This is a genomic window from Kineobactrum sediminis, assembly GCF_002868715.1.
Lineage (GTDB): Bacteria > Pseudomonadota > Gammaproteobacteria > Pseudomonadales > Halieaceae > Kineobactrum > Kineobactrum sediminis.
In genome coordinates this window covers 103,793-126,582 of the sequence record NZ_PKLZ01000001.1, presented here as the reverse complement: position 1 = coordinate 126,582, position 22,790 = coordinate 103,793, and the positions used below count along the sequence as shown (strand labels likewise).

General features: G+C 58.8%; 14 protein-coding genes. 11 read left to right on the top strand and 3 right to left on the bottom strand.

From position 1 onward, the window contains the following. The first annotated feature begins 33 nt into the window (after positions 1-33). From mpl to CWI75_RS00490, 10 genes are all read left to right on the top strand, one after another. Positions 34-1,407 carry a UDP-N-acetylmuramate:L-alanyl-gamma-D-glutamyl-meso-diaminopimelate ligase gene (mpl, locus tag CWI75_RS00535; RefSeq protein WP_101519520.1) on the top strand — a complete coding sequence of 458 codons (1,374 nt, stop codon included), beginning with the start codon at positions 34-36 and terminating at the stop codon, positions 1,405-1,407. Beyond that, positions 1,407-4,025 (top strand): efflux RND transporter permease subunit, encoded by a 2,619-nt coding sequence (locus CWI75_RS00530; RefSeq protein ID WP_101519519.1) that lies wholly within the window; start codon positions 1,407-1,409, stop codon positions 4,023-4,025. Before mpl ends, CWI75_RS00530 begins: the two co-directional genes overlap by 1 nt. Continuing rightward, the gene (locus tag CWI75_RS00525) at positions 4,025-4,282 is read left to right on the top strand and encodes a YkgJ family cysteine cluster protein (RefSeq protein ID WP_101519518.1); all 258 of its coding nucleotides are present in this window, start codon (positions 4,025-4,027) and stop codon (positions 4,280-4,282) included. Before CWI75_RS00530 ends, CWI75_RS00525 begins: the two co-directional genes overlap by 1 nt. Before the next feature lie 14 nt (positions 4,283-4,296). Continuing rightward, on the top strand, positions 4,297-4,899 hold the full coding sequence (locus CWI75_RS00520; protein ID WP_101519517.1) for an LON peptidase substrate-binding domain-containing protein: 603 nt from the start codon (positions 4,297-4,299) through the stop codon (positions 4,897-4,899). 140 nt (positions 4,900-5,039) lie between these two features. Further along, a complete protein-coding gene (gene pdxR / locus CWI75_RS00515) occupies positions 5,040-6,848 on the top strand; it encodes a MocR-like pyridoxine biosynthesis transcription factor PdxR (RefSeq protein ID WP_101519516.1) in 1,809 nt (602 codons plus the stop codon). A 119-nt stretch (positions 6,849-6,967) separates the two neighbouring features. Then, entirely contained in the window at positions 6,968-7,834 is an 867-nt protein-coding gene (locus CWI75_RS00510; RefSeq protein ID WP_101519515.1) for a carbon-nitrogen hydrolase family protein, read from the top strand. A 122-nt stretch (positions 7,835-7,956) separates the two neighbouring features. Then, on the top strand, positions 7,957-10,314 hold the full coding sequence (locus CWI75_RS00505; protein WP_101519514.1) for a TonB-dependent receptor: 2,358 nt from the start codon (positions 7,957-7,959) through the stop codon (positions 10,312-10,314). 47 nt (positions 10,315-10,361) lie between these two features. Continuing rightward, the gene (locus tag CWI75_RS00500; RefSeq protein WP_101519513.1) at positions 10,362-11,927 is read left to right on the top strand and encodes a tetratricopeptide repeat-containing sulfotransferase family protein; all 1,566 of its coding nucleotides are present in this window, start codon (positions 10,362-10,364) and stop codon (positions 11,925-11,927) included. 68 nt (positions 11,928-11,995) lie between these two features. After that, a complete protein-coding gene (locus CWI75_RS00495) occupies positions 11,996-13,564 on the top strand; it encodes a serine hydrolase domain-containing protein (RefSeq protein ID WP_101519512.1) in 1,569 nt (522 codons plus the stop codon). A gap of 16 nt (positions 13,565-13,580) precedes the next feature. Further along, positions 13,581-14,762 (top strand): MFS transporter, encoded by a 1,182-nt coding sequence (locus CWI75_RS00490; RefSeq protein ID WP_101519511.1) that lies wholly within the window; start codon positions 13,581-13,583, stop codon positions 14,760-14,762. A 29-nt stretch (positions 14,763-14,791) separates the two neighbouring features. Here CWI75_RS00490 and CWI75_RS00485 read toward each other — a convergent pair whose 3' ends face one another. Further along, positions 14,792-16,762, bottom strand: coding sequence for a tetratricopeptide repeat-containing sulfotransferase family protein (locus CWI75_RS00485; protein ID WP_101519510.1), 1,971 nt, complete (start codon positions 16,760-16,762; stop codon positions 14,792-14,794). A gap of 77 nt (positions 16,763-16,839) precedes the next feature. Then, positions 16,840-19,455 carry a TonB-dependent receptor gene (locus tag CWI75_RS00480; RefSeq protein ID WP_101519509.1) on the bottom strand — a complete coding sequence of 872 codons (2,616 nt, stop codon included), beginning with the start codon at positions 19,453-19,455 and terminating at the stop codon, positions 16,840-16,842. Between the two features lie 322 nt (positions 19,456-19,777). Here CWI75_RS00480 and CWI75_RS00475 point away from each other — a divergent pair, with 322 nt between their 5' ends. Continuing rightward, a complete protein-coding gene (locus tag CWI75_RS00475; RefSeq protein WP_101519508.1) occupies positions 19,778-21,757 on the top strand; it encodes a BCCT family transporter in 1,980 nt (659 codons plus the stop codon). A gap of 19 nt (positions 21,758-21,776) precedes the next feature. Here the strand turns inward: CWI75_RS00475 and CWI75_RS00470 are convergent, their stop codons facing one another. Next, positions 21,777-22,790, bottom strand: a complete 1,014-nt coding sequence (locus tag CWI75_RS00470; protein WP_101519507.1) for a dihydroorotate dehydrogenase-like protein — start codon at positions 22,788-22,790, stop codon at positions 21,777-21,779.

Sequence of the window (22,790 nt, the reverse complement as noted above, 5' to 3'; positions counted from 1 at the left end):
TAAACTCGCCGGCGGTATTGAAAGGAGCAGTCGTTGAAAGGTCATATTCATATTCTGGGTATCTGTGGCACCTTCATGGGCGGAATCGCCCTGCTCGCCAGAGAGTTGGGCTACAAAGTGACCGGCTCCGACACCAATGTCTACCCACCCATGAGCACGCAGCTGCAGGCGGCGGGCATCGACCTGATGGAGGGCTACGCAGCAAGCCACCTGCAGCCGGCCCCCGACCAGGTGGTTGTGGGTAATGCAATGAGTCGCGGTAACCCGGCTGTGGAATATATGCTCAATGCCGGGCTTGCCTACACATCAGGGCCGCAGTGGCTGTCGGAAAACCTGTTACACGATAAGTGGGTGCTGGCCGTAGCGGGTACCCACGGTAAGACCACGACCAGTAGTCTGCTGGCCTGGATTCTTGACTACGCGGGGTTGCAACCGGGCTTCCTGATTGGTGGGGTGCCGGGCAATTTCGGCCTGTCGGCCCGTGGCGGCGGCAGCGATTTTTTCGTCGTTGAGGCCGACGAATATGATACTGCCTTCTTCGACAAGCGCTCCAAGTTTGTCCACTACCGGCCGCGCACCCTCGTAATCAACAACCTCGAGTTCGACCACGCGGATATTTTCCCTGACCTGGCCGCCATTCAGCGCCAGTTCCACCACCTGCTGCGCTGTATTCCCGGCGAAGGTCTGGTGGTGCACCGGGAAGGTATTGCCGCTATCGACGAAACGCTTGCCATGGGCTGCTGGACCCCTACCAGCACCTTTGGTATTGGCGGCACGCCAGACTGGCAGGCGGAACTTCTGGCCGATGACGGTGCCTCCTTTAGGGTGCATGCGCCGGATGGCACAGCGCACGCCGTGCAATGGGATTACCTGGGGCAGCACAACGTGGAAAATGCCCTGGCCGCCCTGGCGGCTGCGCGTCACGTTGGTGTGCCGGTGGCAGTGGCTGTGGCGGCGCTGGCCGGGTTCCTGGGGGTCAAGCGACGCCTTGAATTATTGGGTGAAGTGGCGGGCGTTGCGGTCTATGACGACTTTGCCCATCATCCAACGGCGATCGCCACCACCTTGCAGGGCCTGCGTGCCAGTGTTGGCAGTGGCCGGGTGATTGCATTGATCGAACCGCGTTCCAATACCATGCGCCTGGGCCAATACAGGACACAGTTGGCGGCGTGCACTGCAGATGCGAATCAGGTTTACTGGTTCCAGCCCCCCGGGCTGGACTGGTCACTGGAGACCATGATTGCCCAAAGCCCGGTGCCTGCAAGCCTGGGCACGGATGTGAGTGAACTGGCACGACAGGTAACAGCTTATGCGCGGCCCGGTGATCGGGTAGTGATCATGAGTAACGGCAGTTTTGGTGGTATACACCACCTATTACTCAATGAACTGGAAGCGGCGACTCACTGATGGCTAAACACCCCCTTTTGAATGTCTATGATGCGCTGGTCTTGCGGCGCCCGTTTCTGTCCCTGGCGCTGGTGTTGCTGGTACTGGTTGCCAGTGCGTCCCAGCTTGGCAAGATCAGGATTGACGCCTCCGCCGACTCCCTGATGTTGCAGGGGGATCCGGCGCTGGACTTTTACCGCGAAGTTTCCAGGGAATACAGCGCCGAAGACTTTTTGCTGTTGACCTGGCAACCGTCCGCGCCGTTGTTGAGTGATGAATCCCTGTTGCCGTTGAGGCGAATGGCGAACGAGCTGCGTGAGCTTGAGGGTGTGTCGTCGGTTGTTACGGTGTGGGATGTGCCGTTACTGGAAAGCCCGCCGATCAGTTTGTCGGACATCACCTCCGGTGAGCCGCTGCCGAGCCTGGCCAATGCCGATGTTGATCGCGAGCAGGCACTTGAGGAGTTCACCACCAGCCCTATCTACTCGGAACTGCTGGTGAGCCGCGATGGTGAACTGACAGCAGTACAGGTCAATCTCCGTCGCGACGAGCGCTATTTCGAGCTTCTGGAAAAGCGTGAGAGCCTACGTGTAAAAGCGCAGGAGAGTGGTCTCAGCGAAGAGGAAGAGCAACAGCTTGAGCAGGTGACCGAGGCATTCAAGGCCCACACTGCAGCTGCCTTGAAGGCGCAGAGCGAACTGGTGGAGTCAGTGCGCAATATCGCCGCATCCTATCAACAGCATGCACAGATTTTTGTCGGTGGTGTGCCGATGATCGCCGCCGACATGGTGAGCTTTGTGCGCAGTGACCTGATCACTTTTGGTAGTGCCATCCTGGGCATCATGATGGTGGTGCTGGCACTGATCTTCCGTCGTGTACGCTGGACCGTCATACCCCTGGCTACCTGTGCTGCCACTGTAACCATCATGCTTGGCCTGCTCGGCTGGCTGGATTGGCGAATGACGGTTATTTCCTCCAATTTCGTGGCCGTGCTGCTGATTATTACGCTGGCCATTGCCATTCACCTGGTGGTGCGCTACCGGGAACTGCACGCTGAGAACCCCGACGGCGACCTGCACCAGCGGGTGCTGCAAACCGTGGGCTTCATGGCGGTGCCCTGTGTATATACGGGTATTACCACCATTGTTGCTTTTGTCTCCCTGATCGTGTCGGGGCTCCAGCCGGTGATTGATTTTGGCCTGATGATGACAGTGGGAATTGCGATTGGCCTGGTTATGGCATTCGTGATGGTGCCCTGCCTGATCCTGGTCTGGCCCAGGGGCAGGCCCTTCCACTACAAAAAAGAGCACAAACCCTTCACGGTGTATTTTGCCCAGGCGACCGAGCATTTCGGCAATACGATCCTGGTAGTCACCGCACTGCTGGTTCTGCTGATCCTGTTCGGCCTGTCCCGGCTCGAGGTGGAAAACCGCTTTATTGACTACTTCAAGAAGACCACTGAAATCTACCAGGGCATGGAACTGCTGGACTCGCGTCTGGGTGGCACCATTCCCCTGGATATCATTCTTTCGCCACCGGACACCGACGCGCCGCTGCCGGGCCTTGAAAACCTGTCCGCTGGGTCATCAGGCCCCGAAGGCCAGAGTGGCGAAGAGCTTGATGGCGCTCTGAATGACGATTTTGAAGATGACTTCGAAGATGACTTTGCTGATGACTTCGGTAATGGCTTTGATGACTTTGGTACCGATGATGAAAGTTTTGTCCCCAGTTACTGGTTCAGCCTGGCGGGAATGGAAACTATTGATGCGGCACACCATCACGTCGACCGCCAGGGAGAAACCGGCAAGACTTTGTCCCTGTCCACTACTTTTGAAGTAGTGAAGAGCCTGCTCGGAGACGATATCGGCAGTGTAGAGCTGGCGCTGGTGCAAAAGAGCCTGCCGCCGGAGGTTGCCGAGCTGATGGTGGAGCCGTATTTTTCCGCCGACAATGAAGAGGCGCGGATCACGGTGCGGGTGATGGAAACCAGTGAAAACCTGCGTCGCAATGCCTTCCTGGAGCGTCTCCATGACGAGCTGGTAGAAGTGACGGGGCTGGAACCGGAGCAGGTGCAATTTACCGGTATGCTGGTGCTTTACAACAATGTGCTGCAAAGCCTGTTCCGCTCCCAGATTCTCACCCTTGGTGTGGTGTTCCTCTCTATCCTGGTGATGTTCGTGCTGCTGTTTCGCTCTCTTTCTCTCGCTTTTATCGCCCTGGCACCCAATGTGCTGGCGGCGGGCCTGGTACTGGGGGTGATGGGGCTGGTGGGTATTCCCCTGGATATTATGACCATCACCATTGCCGCGATCGTGGTCGGTATCGGCGTGGATGACTGTATCCACTATGTGCATCGGTTCATGCGTGAATTCCCCAAAGACAGGAATTATCTGGCGACGATGTACCGTTGTCATGGCAGCATCGGTCGGGCCATGTACTACACCACGATCACGGTAATCATCGGGTTTTCCATGCTGACCGTATCAAACTTCAAGCCCAGCATTTATTTCGGGCTGTTGACGGTGCTGGCGATGGCGGCGGCGGTGATCGGTGCCCTGTTACTGCTGCCAAGACTGATACTGCTGGTCAAGCCACTGGGACCAGAGGCCGCGCCGGCGGCTGCCGGGAGCGAGACGTAGTGGAGTGTCGGGCAGGATGTGGGGCCTGTTGTACGGCGCCATCGATCTCCACGCCGTTTTACGGTATGCCCGGTGGCAAGCCCGCGGGTGTGACCTGTATTCACCTGACGGGTGATCGTCTTTGCGGGCTGTTCGAAGACCCGCGCCGGCCTGCGGTCTGCGCTGCGTTCCAGGCGGAATATGCCGTTTGCGGCAGCGATTACGACACGGCCCTGGCCAACCTCCGGGAACTGGAAATACTCAGTCTCCCGGACTGAACGAGGTACTGATTATGCAAACAAACCAGCTCCCCCTGTTTCCATTGTCCGCTGTCATGTTGCCCTTTGGACGCATGCCGCTACAGATTTTCGAGCAGCGCTATCTGGACCTGGTGCGGGACAGCATGAGGAGTGACACCGGCTTTGGTGTAGTGTGGATACGCCGCGGCGAGGAAGTTGCGCGGCAGGGTAGTGGCAAGCAGCAGTTTGGCGAAACCGGTACCATTGCCCGGATAGTGGACTTTGACCAATTACCCAACGGTTTGCTGGGGGTCACCATCGAGGGCCGCGAGCGCTTCACGCTGGTGGACACGCGAGTCGCTGCGAATGGGCTGGTGCTGGGGGAGGTCATCGTGCAGCCACCGTTGCCGCCCGCGCCGCTGGAAGGCGACTGGGAGTCGCTGGTGGAGGTGCTGGAAAGTCTTGGGCAGCACGACCATGTCCGTCGTATCGGCCTCGATATCAATGTTAATGATGCCTGGCAACTGGGTTATACCCTGGCGCAACTGCTGCCCATTGACGAGTCCCTGAAATACGACCTCCTTAACGCCAGCAATAGCGAGCACATGCTGGACCAGCTGGATCTGATCCTCAGCGAGATCAGCGGCGAGGGCTAAGCCGGCTCCTGCGGCGTGCCCGTATCCTTCGAGGGTTTCCAGTAAAGCCTTGACTCCGTCCCGCGGCTTTGGTCACTGTTGGCGTGGCCCTGCCTTGCACAAATGCCAGCCCGTACTATTCGGGAAGCACGGAGACAACTATGTTTTATCTGGATCCAGACAGCCCGCTGAGCTTGCAGAGCCAGCTGCGGCAAAAAATTGTCGAGGCCATTATGGTCGGCAGCCTGGCTCCGGCGCGGCGTCTGCCGTCTTCGCGCAAGCTGGCGGCGCAATTGGGCGTAGCCCGAAATACTGTGGTGCTGGCTTACCAGCAACTCATGGATGAAGGCTATCTGCTGACCCGCGAACGCAGTGGTATTTACGTCAACGAAGACGTATTGGCGCGCCGGGTGAGCTATCAGGTAGCGCATACGGGCGCAGCTGCGGGGGCGGCCGACTGGAGCGCGCGGTTGCGCGCCGGCCCGCAGCGTGCTGAATTCCAGGCGCCACCGGACTGGCAAAAGTACCCTTACCCGCTTATCGACGGTTACTACGACCAGACCCTGTTCCCGGTGCATGAGTGGCGCGAGGCGAGCCGGCTGGCCCTCGGTGTGGGCGAGGTCAATGCCTGGATTCACTATCGCGGAGACGCGGACGACCCGCAGTTAATAGAGGCTATTCGCACTCAGCTGCTGCCCGGGCGCGGAATCCAGGCCGGGGACGACCAGGTATTGATCATGCCGGGGATCCAGGCCGCCAGGGCACTGGTCGCACGGCTGCTGGTTAACCGTGGTGATACCGTGGTGGTTGAAGAACCGGGGTCGCCCACATGGAGGGCATTGCTGACAGGCCTCGGTGCGCGCCTGCAGCCCCAGCCGCTTGATCAGGAGGGATTGTGTCTTCCCGAGCAACAGTCCGACTCCCGGCTACTGGTGTTAACCCCCAGCCATCAGCTGCCTACGGGTATTACCATGAGCACCGGGCGGCGCCAGACACTGCTGGCCCATGCCCGGGAAGTGGATGCGCTGCTGATAGAAGATGACCATGCCGGCGAGGCGAATTATCTGGGACAACCTCATCCCGCCCTGTGTGGCATGGACCAGGACGGACGCGTGCTGTACCTCTCCTCCTTGTCCACGGTATTGTCGTCCAGCCTGCAGTTGGCTTTTATTGTTGCACCCGCAGAGGTCATACAGGCGGCCCGAAGGCTGCGCCGCAGTCTGGCCGGTGCCCCGCCGCGCAATAACCAGCGAGCGATGGCTTTTTTCCTCACCCTGGGTCACTACGATGCGTTTCATCGGCGGCTGGATACGGTATTCCGAAAGCGCTGGCTGGCTTTGCGCGATGCCCTGAATCACTACTTGCCGAGCCTGGTGGTTACCGCACCCAGCCAGGGTGGTACCAGCTACTGGGTCAATGGTCCCGAGTGGCTCGATGCCCGGCTGCTGGCGCGCGAGGCCGCACGGCGCGGCGTCCTGGTCGAGCCCGTGGGCTACTATTACAGTGGTTCTGCGCACCCGGAGAACAGTTTTCGTTTGGGGGTGACAAGTCTCGATGAATCGCAGATTCGATTGGGTGTTGCGACTCTTGCGGCAGTAATCCGCGACCTTGCTACCGGCATCAGTGAAACCCTGGATAACTGCCGCGGTGAACGCATTGGTGGCGCGCTTTTAAAGAGCCGCCTGTCCGGCGCGGTCATTCACTTCAATACCGTCTACGGCGATCCGGCCAGCATCCAGTTGCACGCCGCCGGCGGTATGGAAGGGCAGGCCGGTTATGCCGCTGAAGACTGTGACAATGGGGAATGGTGGGTTGAAGGTGACCTCTGGTATCGACGCTGGAATGAGTGGTCCTACGGTAAAACCCTTGCTTTGTACGTCGTGATTGATGGCAGTGAGATCAAGTGGTTCGACGCCGATCACCAGCTGGTTGATGCGGCGCTTATCCAGTGGCCGGCCCAGCCCGGCTGAACTGGTCTCATCCCCGATCCCTAACTGGCGCTAACCTCGCTGTAAGCGTACTTGTACTCTGACGGAAATGAACGGGTGTTTTGCACCCGAACCGGATTATTTTGCGTCGGGAGCCTGAGATGCCACGTTTTGCCATTGCCGGTCTGCAACTGGAACTTGATAACCGGGACAATCTTTTTGTCATCGATGCGGAAGTGAAAAAAGTAGTAGCTCGCTTCCCCTGGGTGAATATGGTGGTAATCGGTGAACTGGCCACTTTTGGCCCCGGGGTTCAACATGCCCAGCCGTTGCCGTCGGACATTGAAGCCCACTACTGCCGCCTGGCAGCGGAGCACGGTATCTGGCTGGTGCCCGGAACACTGTTTGAGCGCGATGGTGAAGAGGTATTCAATACGCTGCCGGTGATCAACCCGGCCGGTGAGGTGGTCGCACGCTATCGCAAGATGTTCCCATTTTTTCCCTACGAGCAGGGCGTTGCCTGCGGCACCGATTTTGTGGTTTTCGATGTGCCGGAGGTCGGTCGCATGGGCGTATCGATCTGTTATGACGGCTGGTTCCCTGAAACCACACGAACCCTGGCCTGGATGGGAGCCGAAGTGATTATTCACCCCACCATGACCAATACCATCGACCGCGATCTGGAGCTCGCCATAGCGCGCACCAATGCGGCGATCAATCAGTGCTATTTCGTGGATATCAACGTCGCGGGACGCCTTGGCAATGGCCGCTCCATTGTGTGTGGTCCCGAGGGCAACGTGATTCACCAGGCCGGTACCGGCTATGAGGTGATTACCTTTGAGGCCGACTTTGAACTCGTGCGTCGCACCCGCGAGCGCGGACTAATGGGCCTGGGGCAGGTATTGAAGAGCTTTCGCGACAGCCCGGTTAAATTTCCGCCGTATATCGAGGGACACTCAAGCCCCGCGTTGCAGCAGCTGGGAAAATTGCAGGTACCAGGGAATGAGTGGCGGCAGCCCGAAGAATAGGACGCTGGACTCATCCGCGGGTGGAAACTGGTTCTATGGCCGGCTACGCCAGGCTCGTAACGTTAGCCTCAATCTAAATATAAGCGGTAGACCGCTACGGTATACATAACGGGGATATCACCATGAAAAAAATCAGTATGCACAAGAAGACACTTTCGATTGCTGTCGCCGCGGGTAGCCTCTTGTTGGTGCCGGACTACAGCCTGGCCCAGGGCGCGGTTCTGGAGGAAGTCCTGGTAACCGCTACCCGCCGCAGTGAGTCTATTCTGGATATTCCCTATAACATTTCCGCCGTTAGCGGCGCCTCGCTGGAAGCGGCCCAGATTACCGACCAGGCGGAATTGTTGCGCTCGGTGGCGGGTGTGGGCGTTATTGATCGCGGTCATCGCAACTCCGGCACGGTTAACACGATACGGATCCGCGGACTTAACGTGGACAGCTCCATCGTGGGTGATTTCGCGACTGCCTCGGCACCGACGGTTTCCACCTATGTGAACGATACCCCGGTATTTGCCAATTTTGTGCTCAAGGATCTTGAACGGGTGGAAGTGTTGCGCGGCCCCCAGGGCACTCTTTACGGGTCCGGTTCGCTGGCAGGGACCGTGCGCTACATCATGCGCAAACCGGAGTTTGAGGAGGTCACGGGTAAAGTGGCCGCCTCCCTCAGCCACACCGAGGGCTCCAGTGGCTTGAACTGGACCACCGATGCCACCCTCAACATACCCTTCAGCGACACCGTGGCCCTGCGCGTATTGGCCGGCCGGAACGATGAGGCGGGGATCACCGACTACCCCAATGTCTATGTGCTGGACAGTACCGGTGTGCCGGTGGCACCCAACGGGGTTTTGGCGGATGACGCGGTGTACAAGCGCGTCAACGATGCCGATGATGTCGATATCCGCTTTGCCCGCGCCGCGCTGCGTTTTCAGCCGAATGACCGCATTGATGCCACCCTCAGCCATCACTGGCAGTCCGACGACGTTGGTGCCCGGCGTGGCACCACCGACGGTACCAACGGCAACGGCGTGCCCTACAATGATTACGAACTGGGCGCAGTCCAGCTTGAGCCGTCGTCACGCGATATCAACCTCACCAGCCTGGAGGCGGATATTGACCTGGGCTTTGCCACCCTGACCTCAAGCACCTCGCACTATGATCACTCCGGTGAGGGTGCCAGTGAAAATACCGGGTTTTACGCCCAGCTGGGCTGGCTCGCCGCTTTTTATTATAACTACCCGCGACCGATGGCCCGGGCGGAGCGCACCTATGACGACGAAGCATTCATCCAGGAGCTGCGACTGGTTTCCAGTACCGACGGCCCGGTGGATTACCTGGTCGGGCTGTACTACCAGGATCAAACCGTAGAGTCCGGGCAGGACAGTTTTCTGCTGGGCTTCAAGAATTGGGCTGATGCCGCCTTTGGCCCCGGCGTAGTAATTGATGACCAGGACTTTCTATACCGGCGTACAGAAGATTTCCGGGATGCATCAGCCTATGGTGAGCTCACCTGGCACATCACCGATAGCGTGCACCTTACCGGTGGTGTCCGTTACTTCGACAACAAGTCGGATATTGACACATTCCAGCAGATCAGCTTTTACGACGGCTTCCGGCCTTCCGCTGCAGCCGCGTTCAGCCAAAGTGATTCCGATGCGTTGTTCAAGGTCAACCTGGCCTGGGACATGAACGACGATACCCTTGTTTACGGTACGGTATCGGAAGGCTACCGTCGAGGTGGCGCCAATGCGGTGCCCACGGTGGGCTTGTTCGCCGAGGACCCCGCCTGGCAGTTGTACGATGCTGATACAGTGGTGAACTATGAGCTTGGCGTAAAAGGTAGTCGCGGCCAGCACACTTACACAGCGGCGCTGTTTTATGTTGATTGGGACAAGGTGCAGCTGAACTCGGCAACCACCAACTGGGCATTTTTCGCCGTGCAGAACGGCGACGAAGCGGCCAGCCAGGGGCTTGAGCTCGAACTGCGTGGTCCGCTGGCTACCGGCTTAGACTATAGCCTGGGCTATGCCTATGTTGATGCCGAGCTCACCGGCGACCTGGTGTCCGCCGACCCGGCGGTCACCACCCCCGTCGCAACCGACGGCACCCGTTTGCCGGGCGCTCCCGAGCACAGCTTCAACATGTCACTTGATTACTCCCGGCAGCTTTCTTCCGGCATGGACTGGTTTACCCGGCTTGACGCGTATTACCAGTCTTCCAGCGAAAACAGTATCAGTTCCTCACCGCGATTTGCCAGGACCCTGGATGGTTTCCAGCTCTGGAATATCGTCTCCAGTATTCGCACAGCGCACTGGGACCTGAGCCTGTTTGCAAAGAATATCTTCAACGAAGAGGGCGTTACCGGCGTTTACAAAGAAGAGTATATGGGTAGCGACGCGTCCCAGAACTACCTGGGCAATGGCGCCAAGGATGTGATTTCACGGCCGCGTACCGTCGGTTTGGCAGCGACTTACCGCTTCTGAACAGGCTAATATAGGCTCATGAGTACAAGCCTGAACAGAGCCGGGGTATGACAGTGGTAACGGATCGTCTGGCCGCGGCCGTTGCAGCTTTTCGGCGCGGTGACCTGGAGCAGGCGTCAGGCCTCTGCCGGCAGGCTTTGCAGGCGCAGCCCGGGCGCACCCAGGCCTGGGTGCTGGAAGCAAAGCTGGCTCAGTCCGGCGCCGATTTTCCGCTCATGCTCCAGGCCTGTCGGCGGGCCGTTGCCCTCGAGCCCAACGATTCCGGCATTGTGTTACTGCTGGCGGAAGCGCTGGTACTGAACGCGCAACTGGCGCAGGCCAGGGTGTTGATTGAAGAGCTGGCGCAAGCGGCTACCCAGGCCGCGGACTGGGCCGCTATTGGCCGTTTTTTCACCTCCTCGACAGACTATCGCGCGGCTCTTGAGGCCTTTCAGCGGGCGGCAGAGCTCGCGCCTGATGACCCTGCTGCCCAGGCCAACCTGGCTTCCGCCCTGGCTACTACCGGCGACGCCGGCGCCGCGGAACGGGTGTTGAACAATTTGTTGGAGAGCCACCCGCTGGATGCTGATGCCCACTACAACCGCGCCGTATTGCGGCGTGTGAGTCCAGAGGATAATCACATTGAGGACATGCGCAGAGCGCTGTCAGCCGGCCCCCGCGAGGAGTCGCCGCTTTGTTACGCCCTGGCAAAAGAGTACGAGGACTGTGGTGACCACACCCGCGCCTGGCAACACCTGGCACGAGGGGCGGGACAGCGCAGGGCCAGGCTGGGTTACGATGTGGCGCGCGATGAAGAGGCAATGTTGCAGATTGCCGAACAGTTCGATGCCCGCTGGTGTCAGCGCGTTAGGAATGGCGATGCCCGACCCGATGGCTTCGAACGAGGCCCGCTCTTTGTGCTGGGTTTGCCGCGTAGTGGTACCACGTTGGTGGACCGGATTCTCGCCAGCCACAGTCAGGTCGCCAGCCTCGGTGAAATTAACGATTTTGCCTTTGCCCTGATGCGTGCAGCCGGACCTCATACGGGCAAGTCAGAACTGATTGCGCGTACCGCTGCGATGGATCTTGCTGCGGTGGGCAAGAGTTATCGAGCCAGCACTGCTCAATATGGCGGAAAGGCAATCTGCCTGGTCGACAAGACGCCGATGAACTTTCTATACCTGGGCCTGATTGCAGCGGCGCTCCCCGGTGTCCGGATAGTGCACCTGCGCCGTCATCCAATGGCCAGCTGCTATGCGCTATACAAAACCCTGTTCAGGATGGCCTGCCCATTCAGCTACGATCTCGAGGATCTGGCCCGCTACTACATTGCCTATGACCGTTTGATGGCACACTGGCGCAGCCTGCCGGGTGTTAACTGGCTTGACCTTGATTACGAGACCCTGGTGCAGCAACCGGAGCCGGCCGCCCGGGAACTGCTCGATTATTGTGGGCTGCCCTGGGAGTCCGGTTGTCTTGAGTTTCACCGCAATAGTGCACCAGTGGCTACGGCCAGCGCTGCCCAGGTCCGTCAGCCCATTCATTCCCGCTCGGTGGATCTTTGGCGGCATCATGGCGATGCGCTGTCGCCTCTGGCCGCCCGGCTGCGGGCAGCCGGTATTGACGTCGACTGAAACTGGCCTCATTGATAACTGGCAATTGGTACTAAGTTCCCCGGGTCGGCCTTGTTAGCGTGGTGCCCATGAACCGATACCCTGTCATTCTCCTGTTGTGGTTTTGCTGCGCTGGCGCAGCAGCGTCTTCCATTTCCGGACACATTGCTGTGCAGTTTGGCGCCGCAGAGCCCCTGCAACTGGCGGTGGATCGGCTGTCGATGGCGCAGAACTACCCGCGTGCCCTGACAACCCTGCCGGATCTTCAACTGGAATTACGCAGTGCGGGCCCGGTACTGATACCCGACAACCGGCTACCATTGGCCAGCGGGCATCCGCTGTGGCAGTTTATCGCAGGCGAGGGTGACTGGAGCCGAAGTGATGACAATACGCTGGAATTGCGCCTGCCCCTTACCCTGATTGAACGCGACGCCAACTGCCTTCACTACGGCATTCTACGGGTGTCGCTACCCGCGAGGGCCAGCAGCGGCGTTGCGGAATTCGACATTACCAGCCAGACCTGTGAGTACCTGAAATTCACTGCTCGCTATCGTGGTACCGTGGCCTGGCAGCCTTCGGCGCGTCCCCGGCTGGAGGCTCATCAAGCCGCGTTTCCGGTGTCTGGTCTGGAACAGCTGCGGCAGGACCATGGTATTGACGCCACCGCCCTGGCGCCACCGCAGGGGGTAAGCACCGAACACCTTACCCTGGCGGGACTACTGCTTGGTGATCGCCATTACCAGTCAGCCTGTGGGACTGTTCACGAGCCTTATCCCTGGTGCGAACGGCTGCCGCTGCCGACATTCTCGCTGTCCAAAAGCCTGTTCGCCGGGGTTGCGATGATGCGTCTCGAGCAGCTCGCGCCGGGCAGTGCCGATCGCAGTATTGGCGAGCTGTTACCCGACTGTGGCGACAGCTGGAAGGATGTCAGTATCCGCCAGGCCGTAAATATGCAGACCGGGCACTACGCCGATCCGGGATATTTCAATGATGAGGACAGCGCCATCGAAAGCCCGCTGTTCCTCGCACCGGGGCACGTGGAAAAACTGGCCTATGCCTGTTCGGCCTACCCCCCACAGGAACCTGCGGGCGGGCGCTGGGTGTATCATACCAGTGACACTTATATTGCGGTGAGCGCCATGAGTGCGTTGCTGCGGGAGTTGCGCCCGACAGCCAATGCGGATATCTACCGCGATCTTCTCTATCATGAGCTCTGGACGGATTTGAAGGTAAGTCCGTTGCTGGCGTTTACCCGCCGCACTGACGATATTTGGGCCCAACCCTACGGTGGCTGGGGGCAGGTGGTAACCGCCGATGACTTGCTGCAGCTGGCGCGTTGGCTACAGCGTGAGGCGCGTGCGCCCCACAGCCTGGCACCGTCCCTGTTACAGCCCACCATATCACCCGCGGGGAGACGCCCGGGGGTGAATGCCGGCACCTCCGGGCTGCGGTACCTGAACGGCTTCTGGTTACTGGATGCAGGCTCCGCGCTGGGTTGTCGCGCACCTTACTGGATTCCGTTTTTATCCGGCCACGGTGGTATCACCCTGGCGCTGCTGAGTGACCAGGCCATCTATTACTACGTGAGCGATAACAATGAATACAAGTGGCTGTCGGCGGTAATAGCCGTGCATCAGCAGACACCTCTGTGCAGCTGAACCCCGAGGACTATCCATGGCTCCAGTAATCATCGAGCAAGCGACCGCCGGCTCCCGTCGGCTTGCACCAAACAGTGAATGGGCCCGTGTGGCGCTGGCCTTTCTGGCGACCGCCGGGCTGTTTTATGTCAACATCATGCCGGCTTTGGTCGAAGGCCTGATCGAGGGCCTTGGGTTTTCCAACCGTGAAGCGGGACTGGTGGGATCAGCCAATATTTACGGTGCTGCGATTGGTGCTCTGGTAGCGGTGTTCCTGGTCAAGCACATTCGTTGGCGCCGAGCCGCCCTGATGTTGCTGCTGACACTTATCGTCCTTGACCTGGTCTCCATGCTGGTAAAGTTACCATTGGTAATGGTCGGGCTGCGCTTGCTGCACGGCTGTGTTGGCGGCTTGTTGGTGGGCATCGGCTTCGCCGTGATTGCACGTACCCTGGCGCCGGATCGTACTTTTGGTTACCTGCTGACCGTACAGTTTGGTCTTGGGGGGTTCGGCGTTATGCTTTTACCTCCGCTGGTGCCGGTCTATGGCACCAGCGTACTGTTCCTGGCGCTTATCGTCTTTAATTTGGCAACCCTGGCGATGTTGCCTTTTCTGGACGACTACCCGGTCGCTGTGCGCAGTGCGGATGCTCCGCCCCCGGCTGCAATCCGTTGGCCGCCCCTGCTGGCCGTACTGTTCGCCCTGTTTCTGTTCCAGGCAGCCAATATGGGTCTCTACGCGTTCATTATCGGCATGGGCAAACACTATGGTCTGGGCATGGGCTTTATCAGCCCGACGTTGGGAGCCGCTGCCTGGGTCGGCATTATCGGTTCAATGCTGGTGGTCGTTATGGCCACCCGCTATGGTCGCCGGTGGCCACTGTTTCTGGGTATGAGCCTGACCATCGTCGGTACCGCGCTATTGCACTGGAGTGATCAGCCCTGGGCCTTTTTGCTGGCAAATTGTGGTGTTGGCATTACCTGGGCTTTCGTCATTCCCTACCTGCTGGGCATGTGTGCACATTTTGATCCGGTGGGACAAATGGCCTCGCTCGGGGGATTTGCCTCCAAGATGGGCCTCGCCAGTGGCCCGCTGCTGGCGGCCATGTTTTTAGGGGATAACCGCTATGACCTGGTGATTAACGCGGCGGTCATTGCGCTGGTGGTGTGTACGGTTGTTACCATGCGCCCGGCCGCACTGCTGGATCGGAGCGCCTAGCGTAATGAGGTCACCCCGCTGCCCTCGTTTCAGGCGAATATTTTGCGCAGAGGTTCCAGCCACGGCGCGTAGTTGCGCCACTGTTCTACCGCATCGCGGTAAATGGGTTTCCTGACCTGTTCCGAGCTGGGAGTGCGTACCGCGCGTTCGGTCTCGTAATAGTGCAGGCAGGATTCCTCGAACGGCACACCAATAAATGCCAGCATCCGCGCCACCTGTCCCTCAAGGTCTTCAAGAACGTCTTCGTGGTTAACCCGCAGCACAAAATCGGGAAGCACAGTGTCCCAGTGGTCCATGAGGGCCACATAGTCACGGTAATAGTGCCCCAGGTCTTCCAGGTCGTAACTGAATTCCTGGCCTTCGGCAAACAGCTGCTTGAAGCTGCTGAAGCAGCAGGCCATGGGCTCCCTGCGGGCATCAATAATCTTTGCATTGGGCAGAATGAGCTTGATCAGCCCGATGTGGCGGAAGTTGTTGGGCATCTTGTCGATGAAGTAAGGCGCACCCTGTCGGTGGATGCGGGTATCGGTAATAAACTGCTCGCCGAGTGCCCGCAGTTCCTCCCGAGGCAATTCCGCCAGCACGTCCGGGTAGGCCGGTGCAGCGCCGTTTTCCCGTTTGCGCCGACGCAGCTGCTGGGCGCAGGACAATATATTGGGAAGTTCCAGGGTGCCGTCGATCTGGCTATGTGATGACAGGATCTGTTCCAGTAACGTTGATCCCGCCCGGGGCAGGCCGACGATGAATATGGGGTCCGGCGCCGGGCAGCCCTCACCCGCGCGTTTGGCCAGGAAACCGGCAGTCAACACCCTGGCCTGGGCTGCCAGCTCCTCGCTGATCTGGCCCGCGTCGTAGCGGCTTTGGGCTTTCTTGAGGGCGTTGCCTCGCGCGTAGTATTCAAATGAAGCCTGGTAGTCAGCGGCGTCTTCGAAGGCCTTGCCCAAAGCGAAGGACACATAGACGCGGTCCATGAAGGACAGGGCGCTGTCGGCGGCCTGGGCCTGCATGGTTGCAATGTCCTGGTCGCTGAAACGGTAGGTTTTCAGGTTGGCCAGGGAGTGCCAGGCCTCGGCGTAGTTGGGATTACTGGCCAGCGCCGCGCGGTAAGAGGCAACGGCGGCATCGAACCTGCCGCAGGTTTTGAGGGCGTGACCCCGTGAGGTCAGCGTGGTTGGGTCCGAGGGTACCCGCTGCAATATGGCGTCGAAGGTGGCGAGCGCAGTGTCGTAATCACCGGTCTGCATGCACTCGATGGCATACAGTGACTGGAATTGCAGATTGTCCGGTGCACTGGCCAGCAGTGCACGCGCCTGCTCAAACGCTTTGCTGAATTTTTGCCGTTTGCGCAGGGCGCGAATGTAATCGATTCTTGCCGGTGTGTTATCCGGCGCAAAGGTCGTCGCGCTCTCCAGCAGAAACTCGGCTTCCTCCAGCGCGCCCAGGCGAATGCCGATGTCGGCCAGCAGGCGCATGGCTTCAATGTGGTGTGGCGCTTTCTGCAAAAACTGCCGGCAGATCTCCTCGGCCTTGACCAGTTTACCCTGGGAGATGAGGTCAGTGACCGCTACCAGTGGTTTGGGCAGGCGTAACAGTGCGTCGAGCTGGGACTGTACCTGTTGCGCGTACTCGCCGGCTCCGCGGCGGTTCAGTATCTCCAGTTGTGCTCGAAAGCTCGCCTCCAGGGCCGGATTGCTCTGGCAAGCCCTGCTGTAGGCGTTCAGCGCAGCATCTTCGTTACCCATTGCGCGCTGCAGGTGGCCTTCTTCCTGGTGTGCACGACCAAAGTCGGGCGATAGTATTTTCAACTGCTCAAGGCAGCGGGCGGCATCGTCAAACTGCCGCAGGTAGCGATGGCATACCGCCGCCATGTACAGCGCATCCGTGTTTTCGGGCTCGGTGCCCAGCAATATCGCCAGATCATCCAGAGCCGGGGAGAACGCCTGTGCAACAATCTTTTCCTGGATGCTGCGCAGGCTTGGTGAGGGGTTTGCCGTACTCATAAATAGTTTACGCCAGATGTAAAAAGCGCCCCGAAAGGAGCGCTTGAGTCATTGGTTAAACGAGCCTCCGGAAAGGGTCAGAAGCTGTAGTTGAACCGGAGCCCTGCGGTCCGTGGCCGCGCCAGTGTGACACGCTCACGATCATAGACAAAGTTGTTTGCAAGCTGCGCCTGTTCATCGCTCAGGTTGTCCACAAACAGTTCGGCCGTCCAGCTGGCCGTGCTGATCCCCGCGGTTATCCCCAGCATCGTCCAGCTGTCAATCTCGATGCGGTTGATGGTGACGATATCACTGTAGGATTTGGCTGAGTAGGAAACATGTGGCATCACATGCGCCCTGAAGCCGGATTCCAGGTCCCATTCGTACCGCGCCCGCAGGTTGCCCTGGAATTCCGGGGCAAAGGCGAGTTCATCGCCCTCGCGAACATCATCGGTTGGGGTGATTACATTGGTGATTTCGGTGTCCAGGACGGAGAAAGAGCCCACGACGACCAGTCCGGATACCGCGGCTGGTGCCCAGGAAACCGTACCTTCCACACCCTTGACTTCAGCGTCTGCCGCATTGTCGGAAAAGAACAGGTTGGCGATGCTGGGATCGAAGATGGTGGTTTGCAGGCGCTCGATATCAACAAAGAACATGCTGCCGTTAAAGCGCAGGCTGTTATCCAGCAGATCGAGTTTCCAGCCAAGCTCCCAGTTGGTTACGTCGTCGGTATCCAGGGCAAAGGGAACCGTGTAGTCACCGGGGCCCTGTGCGCCACCGGGACGATTCAGCAGCCCTGCCCGGAAACCTTCGGACCAGGTGACGTACCACAGCTGATCCATGGTTGGCGTCCAGGAAAAGCTTACCTTGCCGATCACCCCATCGGTAGCCGCCTTGTCGGGGGCATTTCGGAGTGCTGCGGCAACGGATGACGGAGCCTCGTCGATGGTGTCCATCGTATAGGTAATATGGTCATCCGGGTTACAGCTGCCCCTGAAAGTCACTTCGCCGTCACCGTTATAAATGTCGCTGATATCGGTGCCGAAGGCGTTTACGTCAGGCTGGAACAGGTTACAGAATGACGAGTTGGCGCTGCCTTCGAAATCCACTTCAATATCATACCAGCGGGCGCCGACCGTCACTGCGAACTGGTCACTGATGTCAAAGGTCGCTTCACCGAACGCACCGTACTGCTCGTCGGTACGGAGAATGTCATTGCGGAAGATAACGCCCTCGGGGAAGGGGCCCGGATCCGAGACATAACCGGTCGTGAACGGAAAGTTGTCCGAAAACCCGGTCTGGACACCGTAGCCGTCGATCCGGGTTGAGCCGGGGTAGGTGAAGTCATTGAGTTCCGCCAGTTCAAGCTTGCTGTAGAAACCGCCGAATGTTGCCCGCAAGCGGTGCTGCTCTGGGGTATTGAAGCGTATTTCGTGGGTCATCACTTCAGTATCAGTGCTTGACTTGACAAACAGGTCCGGCGGCTGGCAGGTGCCGGAAGGGGCTCCTGAAGGATAGGATACCGAGCTGTCGCAAATGTAGTAAGGCAGGTACTGGCCAACAAAAAGATAATCGGTGTAGTCGACTATCTGGTTGGTTTCCCGGTCGGTGAAGGCACCGGTATAGACGGTTTCCAGTTTGCCGATACGGCCTTCCAGGGTCCAGCTGGTGTTGTCAAAGGTGTCATCGATATTGTCGTCGTGAAACCGGTTGACCTCGTAATCGCCCAGCTCCGGGTCAGAGAAGAAAACGCCATCCGAATCCAGTGACTGCTGCATATGGCTGACCTGCAGGCTCCAGACGTCATTGATGTCCCACAGGCCGCTCATGCGGAAGCCGGCATAGACTGTGTCGTTGATGTCTTCCTCGGTCTTGGTGGAATTGTTCGCTTCGAGGAATTCGACATCGCTCAAGTCGGCAGTGGACTGGAACCCTGCCCGCCGTTCACTGACCGGGACGCCATTATCCCGGACCGTACCAGCCGGACGGAATCGGGCACTCTGACTGGCATCACGGGTGCCGGCCACGTTGTCGATATAGCCGCCCATGCTGTCCAGGTAAACCACGCCGCGCACGGTGAAGGTGTCGGTAACCGGCAGGTTGAACATGGCCTCGGAGTTGTTGCTCATCTCTCCACCCTTGGTGAAGGCGGTGCCCAGTTTGACGTTACCATAAGTGCCGCTGGGATCGGGTTTGTTGGTAATCAGGCGTACAGTACCGGCCTGCGAGCTGCTGCCGAACAGGGTTCCCTGGGGCCCCGCCAGTACTTCCACCCGGTTAAGGTCGGCGGCGTATACGTCCAGGTTACGGCCCGGCTGTGAAATGGGCTGGTCGTCCAGGTACAGTGAAACGTTGGGTGCCAGGCCCGCGACCCCGGCGGTGGTCAGGTTTGGGGTGGTTGATGCCACGCCCCGAATGTAAATGGTATTTTGTCCCGGTCCGCTGCCGCCTGCGGTCACGCCGGGCAGCTGAATCAGGTAATCATTGAAATTGGCGACGCCCATGTTGGTGAGCGACTCCTGGCCCAGCGCCTGCACCGCAATCGGAATATCCTGTGTACTGGCGGCCCGCTTGGTGGCGGTTACAATGACTTCTTCAAGTTGCTGCGCCGAGGCCCCTGAGGCAATGGCGGAGGAGGCGACAACCGAGGCAACTGCGCGGCAAAGCGTCTTACGGTGATTGCTGATGGCTGATCGTGTGTAAACGGACATAATATTATCCCTGCTTTCATTTTTTTGTATTGCCTGCTCGCAGGCAATGCTTGGATGCAGCCAGTCTCTGAAGGTCCGGCTGTTATAATCTTTATAGGACGAAACATTCTACATCAAACTAATTAAACCTGCAGCGCTGCTGGTATTATTGACAGAATATCGAAGATAAAAGCTGATATTTGCTGAAATTAATGAAATTTTGTAGCAGCGATGCGAAGATGCCAGGGAGTTCACGAACAAAATACTGCTATTATTAATTCGTGTCGTAATAACCTGGTGAGCTTAATCCACGTTTTCAGCTAGCAAAGAGGCACTATTCTTGATGTCAATAAAGGAGATGCGCAAACTACCCGAGTTTGCGATCGATAAGGCCGTGTTCTGGCCCGCGAGCGGTATTCTGCTTGCCCTGGTGGCTTTTGCGGCTATCCGCCCGACCCTGAGCGAGGAGTTATTCCAATCCCTGCAACAGGGTATCGTGCTGTACGCCAGCTGGTATTACGTGCTGGTGGTGGCCATTATCCTGGTCAGTATTGTGGTGTTCAGTCTATCCCGGTTCGGGGATATCAAGCTCGGCCCGGACCATTCCGAACCGGCATACTCCTATCCGTCCTGGTTCGCAATGCTGTTTGCGGCGGGCATGGGTATAGGGCTGATGTTTTTTGGCGTGGCGGAACCGGTAATGCATTTCCTGGCCCCCCCTCACGGCGAGGGCGGCACTATTCCGGCGGCGCGGGAGGCCATGCAGCTGACCTTCTTTCACTGGGGTTTTCACGCCTGGGCAATTTACGCCATCGTCGCGCTGATACTCGCCTATTTTTCCTATCGCCACGGTCTCCCGCTAACCATGCGCTCGGCCTTTTATCCGCTTATCGGTGAGCGCATATACGGCCCTGCAGGGGCTACCATCGATGTTTTTGCGATTGTTTGTACCACCTGCGGTATTGCAACCAGCCTTGGTTACGGCGTGCTGCAAATCAATTCCGGCCTGGCTTACCTGTTTGGCGTAGCCATCAGTCCCGGCATCCAGGTACTGTTGATTGCGGTCACCATGATACTGGCCGGGGTCTCGGTGGTATTGGGGCTGGATGCCGGTATCAAACGGTTGTCCGAGCTCAACCTGAGCCTGTCACTGGTGCTGTTGGTTGCGGTTCTGGTGGGTGGCCCCACTGTGCTTATTCTCCAGGGGACGATTGAGAATCTCGGCTTTTATATCGGCGAGCTGGTGAGCAAAACGTTTAATCTTTATGCCTATGATCCTACAGATTGGCTGGGCGGCTGGACGATTTTCTATTGGGGCTGGTGGCTGAGCTGGTCGCCATTCGTTGGCTTGTTTATTGCTCGCATATCCCGTGGTCGTACCATACGGGAGTTTGTTCTGGGCGCGATGGTCGTGCCCTGCCTGTTTACGCTGCTGTGGATGGGGGTATTCGGCAACAGTGCAATCGAGCTTATCCTGCACGGTGAGCAGGTCGCTTTCGGGGCGGCGGTTGAAGAGAACCAGGCAATAGCCCTGTTTCGGTTTTTCGAGTATCTGCCGATGTCTTCCCTGTTATCGGGGATATCCCTGCTGATGGTGATTGTATTTTTTGTGACTTCCGCCGATAGCGGCGCGCTGGTACTGAACATGCTGTCGGCAAAGGGTCGCGACGACACCCCGTCCCTGCAGCGGCTGTATTGGGCGGTCGTTATTGCGATAACGGCTATTGTGTTGTTGCTCGCGGGTGGGCTGGCCTCCCTGCAGACGGCAGCAATCGTAACGGCACTGCCGTTTTCCGTGGCATTACTGGGTGCTATCTGGGGTCTTGGTCGCGCATTGCGGCTGGATGATGCCAAGCGCAGCACCCAGAATGTGTCACCACAGGTGAGTTTGCCGGGTGACTGGCGCGAGCGGCTGTCGAATCTGCTGCAATATCCGGGCGATGACACGGTGCATTCATTCCAGCGCGAATCGGTACTGCCGTCAATGCGCGCATTCGCGGCAGAGTTGCGGACCCACGACGTCAACGCCAAGGTTATCAATGACATTGCGGGTTCTGGTGCGGTGAGGCTGGAAGTCTATCAGGGCGAAGACACCGACTTCATCTATGAAGTGCGTTGTCGCGCCCACGCCCTGCCGCTTGAAGGTGTGCCGGAGAAGTCGCTGGCGGAGTTGCCGGACACAGACAAGTTCTACCGGGCTGAAGTGCACCTGTTCCAGGGCGGCCAGGACTACGACATCATGGGTTGGACCCGGGAGCAGGTGACCCACGATATGCTGTGGCAGTATGAAAACCACCTGCAGTTTTTGCATTCAATTCGCTGAGGGGTTCCGCTATCGTGCGCTAGAACCTCACCCCCGCCGGCGGGCTGTAATTATCCAGGACGTCGATGTAGTTGGCCCGGGCATAATCCGCGGGCCGGGGTGCGTGGCGGCTGCTCATGCTGCCGCGCAATTGCTGCAGGGAGGCGTACTCTTTCTCCTCCAGCCAGTGGGTGATCTCCTCCAGGATGGTGGCGATCACCTGGGGCCCCTGTTGCAGCAGCACGCTGCAGACATGCACGACATCGGCGCCCGCCAATAACGCCTTGAGGGCATCCTCAGCGCGGTGGAAACCGCCGGTGACCGCCAGCGAACAGCGGGTGTGGCCGTGGATCATCGCCACCCAGCGCACCCGCAGCAGGGATTCCACCGGGCTGGACAATTCCAGTCGTGGCACAATATCCAGGGTCTCCAGATTGATGTCGGGCTGGTAGAAGCGATTGAACAGGCAGATGCCCCTGATACCGGTTTGCTCCAGCCTGCGCACCATATCCAGAGGCGCACTGAACTGGGATGACAGCTTGACCGTGACCGGGATAGTGACCTGTGCCGTCAGTGCCGCGGCAACATCCAGGTAGCGCTGCTCCACGCTGGCGGAGGTGTCGCCGGCATCACCTGCAAGATAATAGACATTCAGCTCCAGGGCGTCGGCGCCGCCGGCCTCCAGCGCCAGCGCGCACTCCAGCCAGCCGCCCGGGCTGACACCGTTGAGGCTGGCGATTACCGGAATATCAAGTTTGGCCTTGAGCCTGTGCAGCTGTTCCAGATAGTAGTCCCGGATGGAGCGGTAATTGTCCGGTAGCGGGCGAAAGCTGGTGGCTTCCGCATGGCCCAGTGCCTGTTCATCCAGGAACCGGTCCAGCATCGCGTGTTCCTGCTGCAGTTTCTCTTCAAACAGTGAGGGCATGACAATGGCGGCGGCGCCCGCCTCCTGCAAACGCAACGCACTGTCGCAGTCGCCGGTCAGCGGCGAGGAAGAGGGCACAATCGGATTCTTCAGGCTCAGGCCCAGGTACTCAGTGGTCAGGTCCGCCAT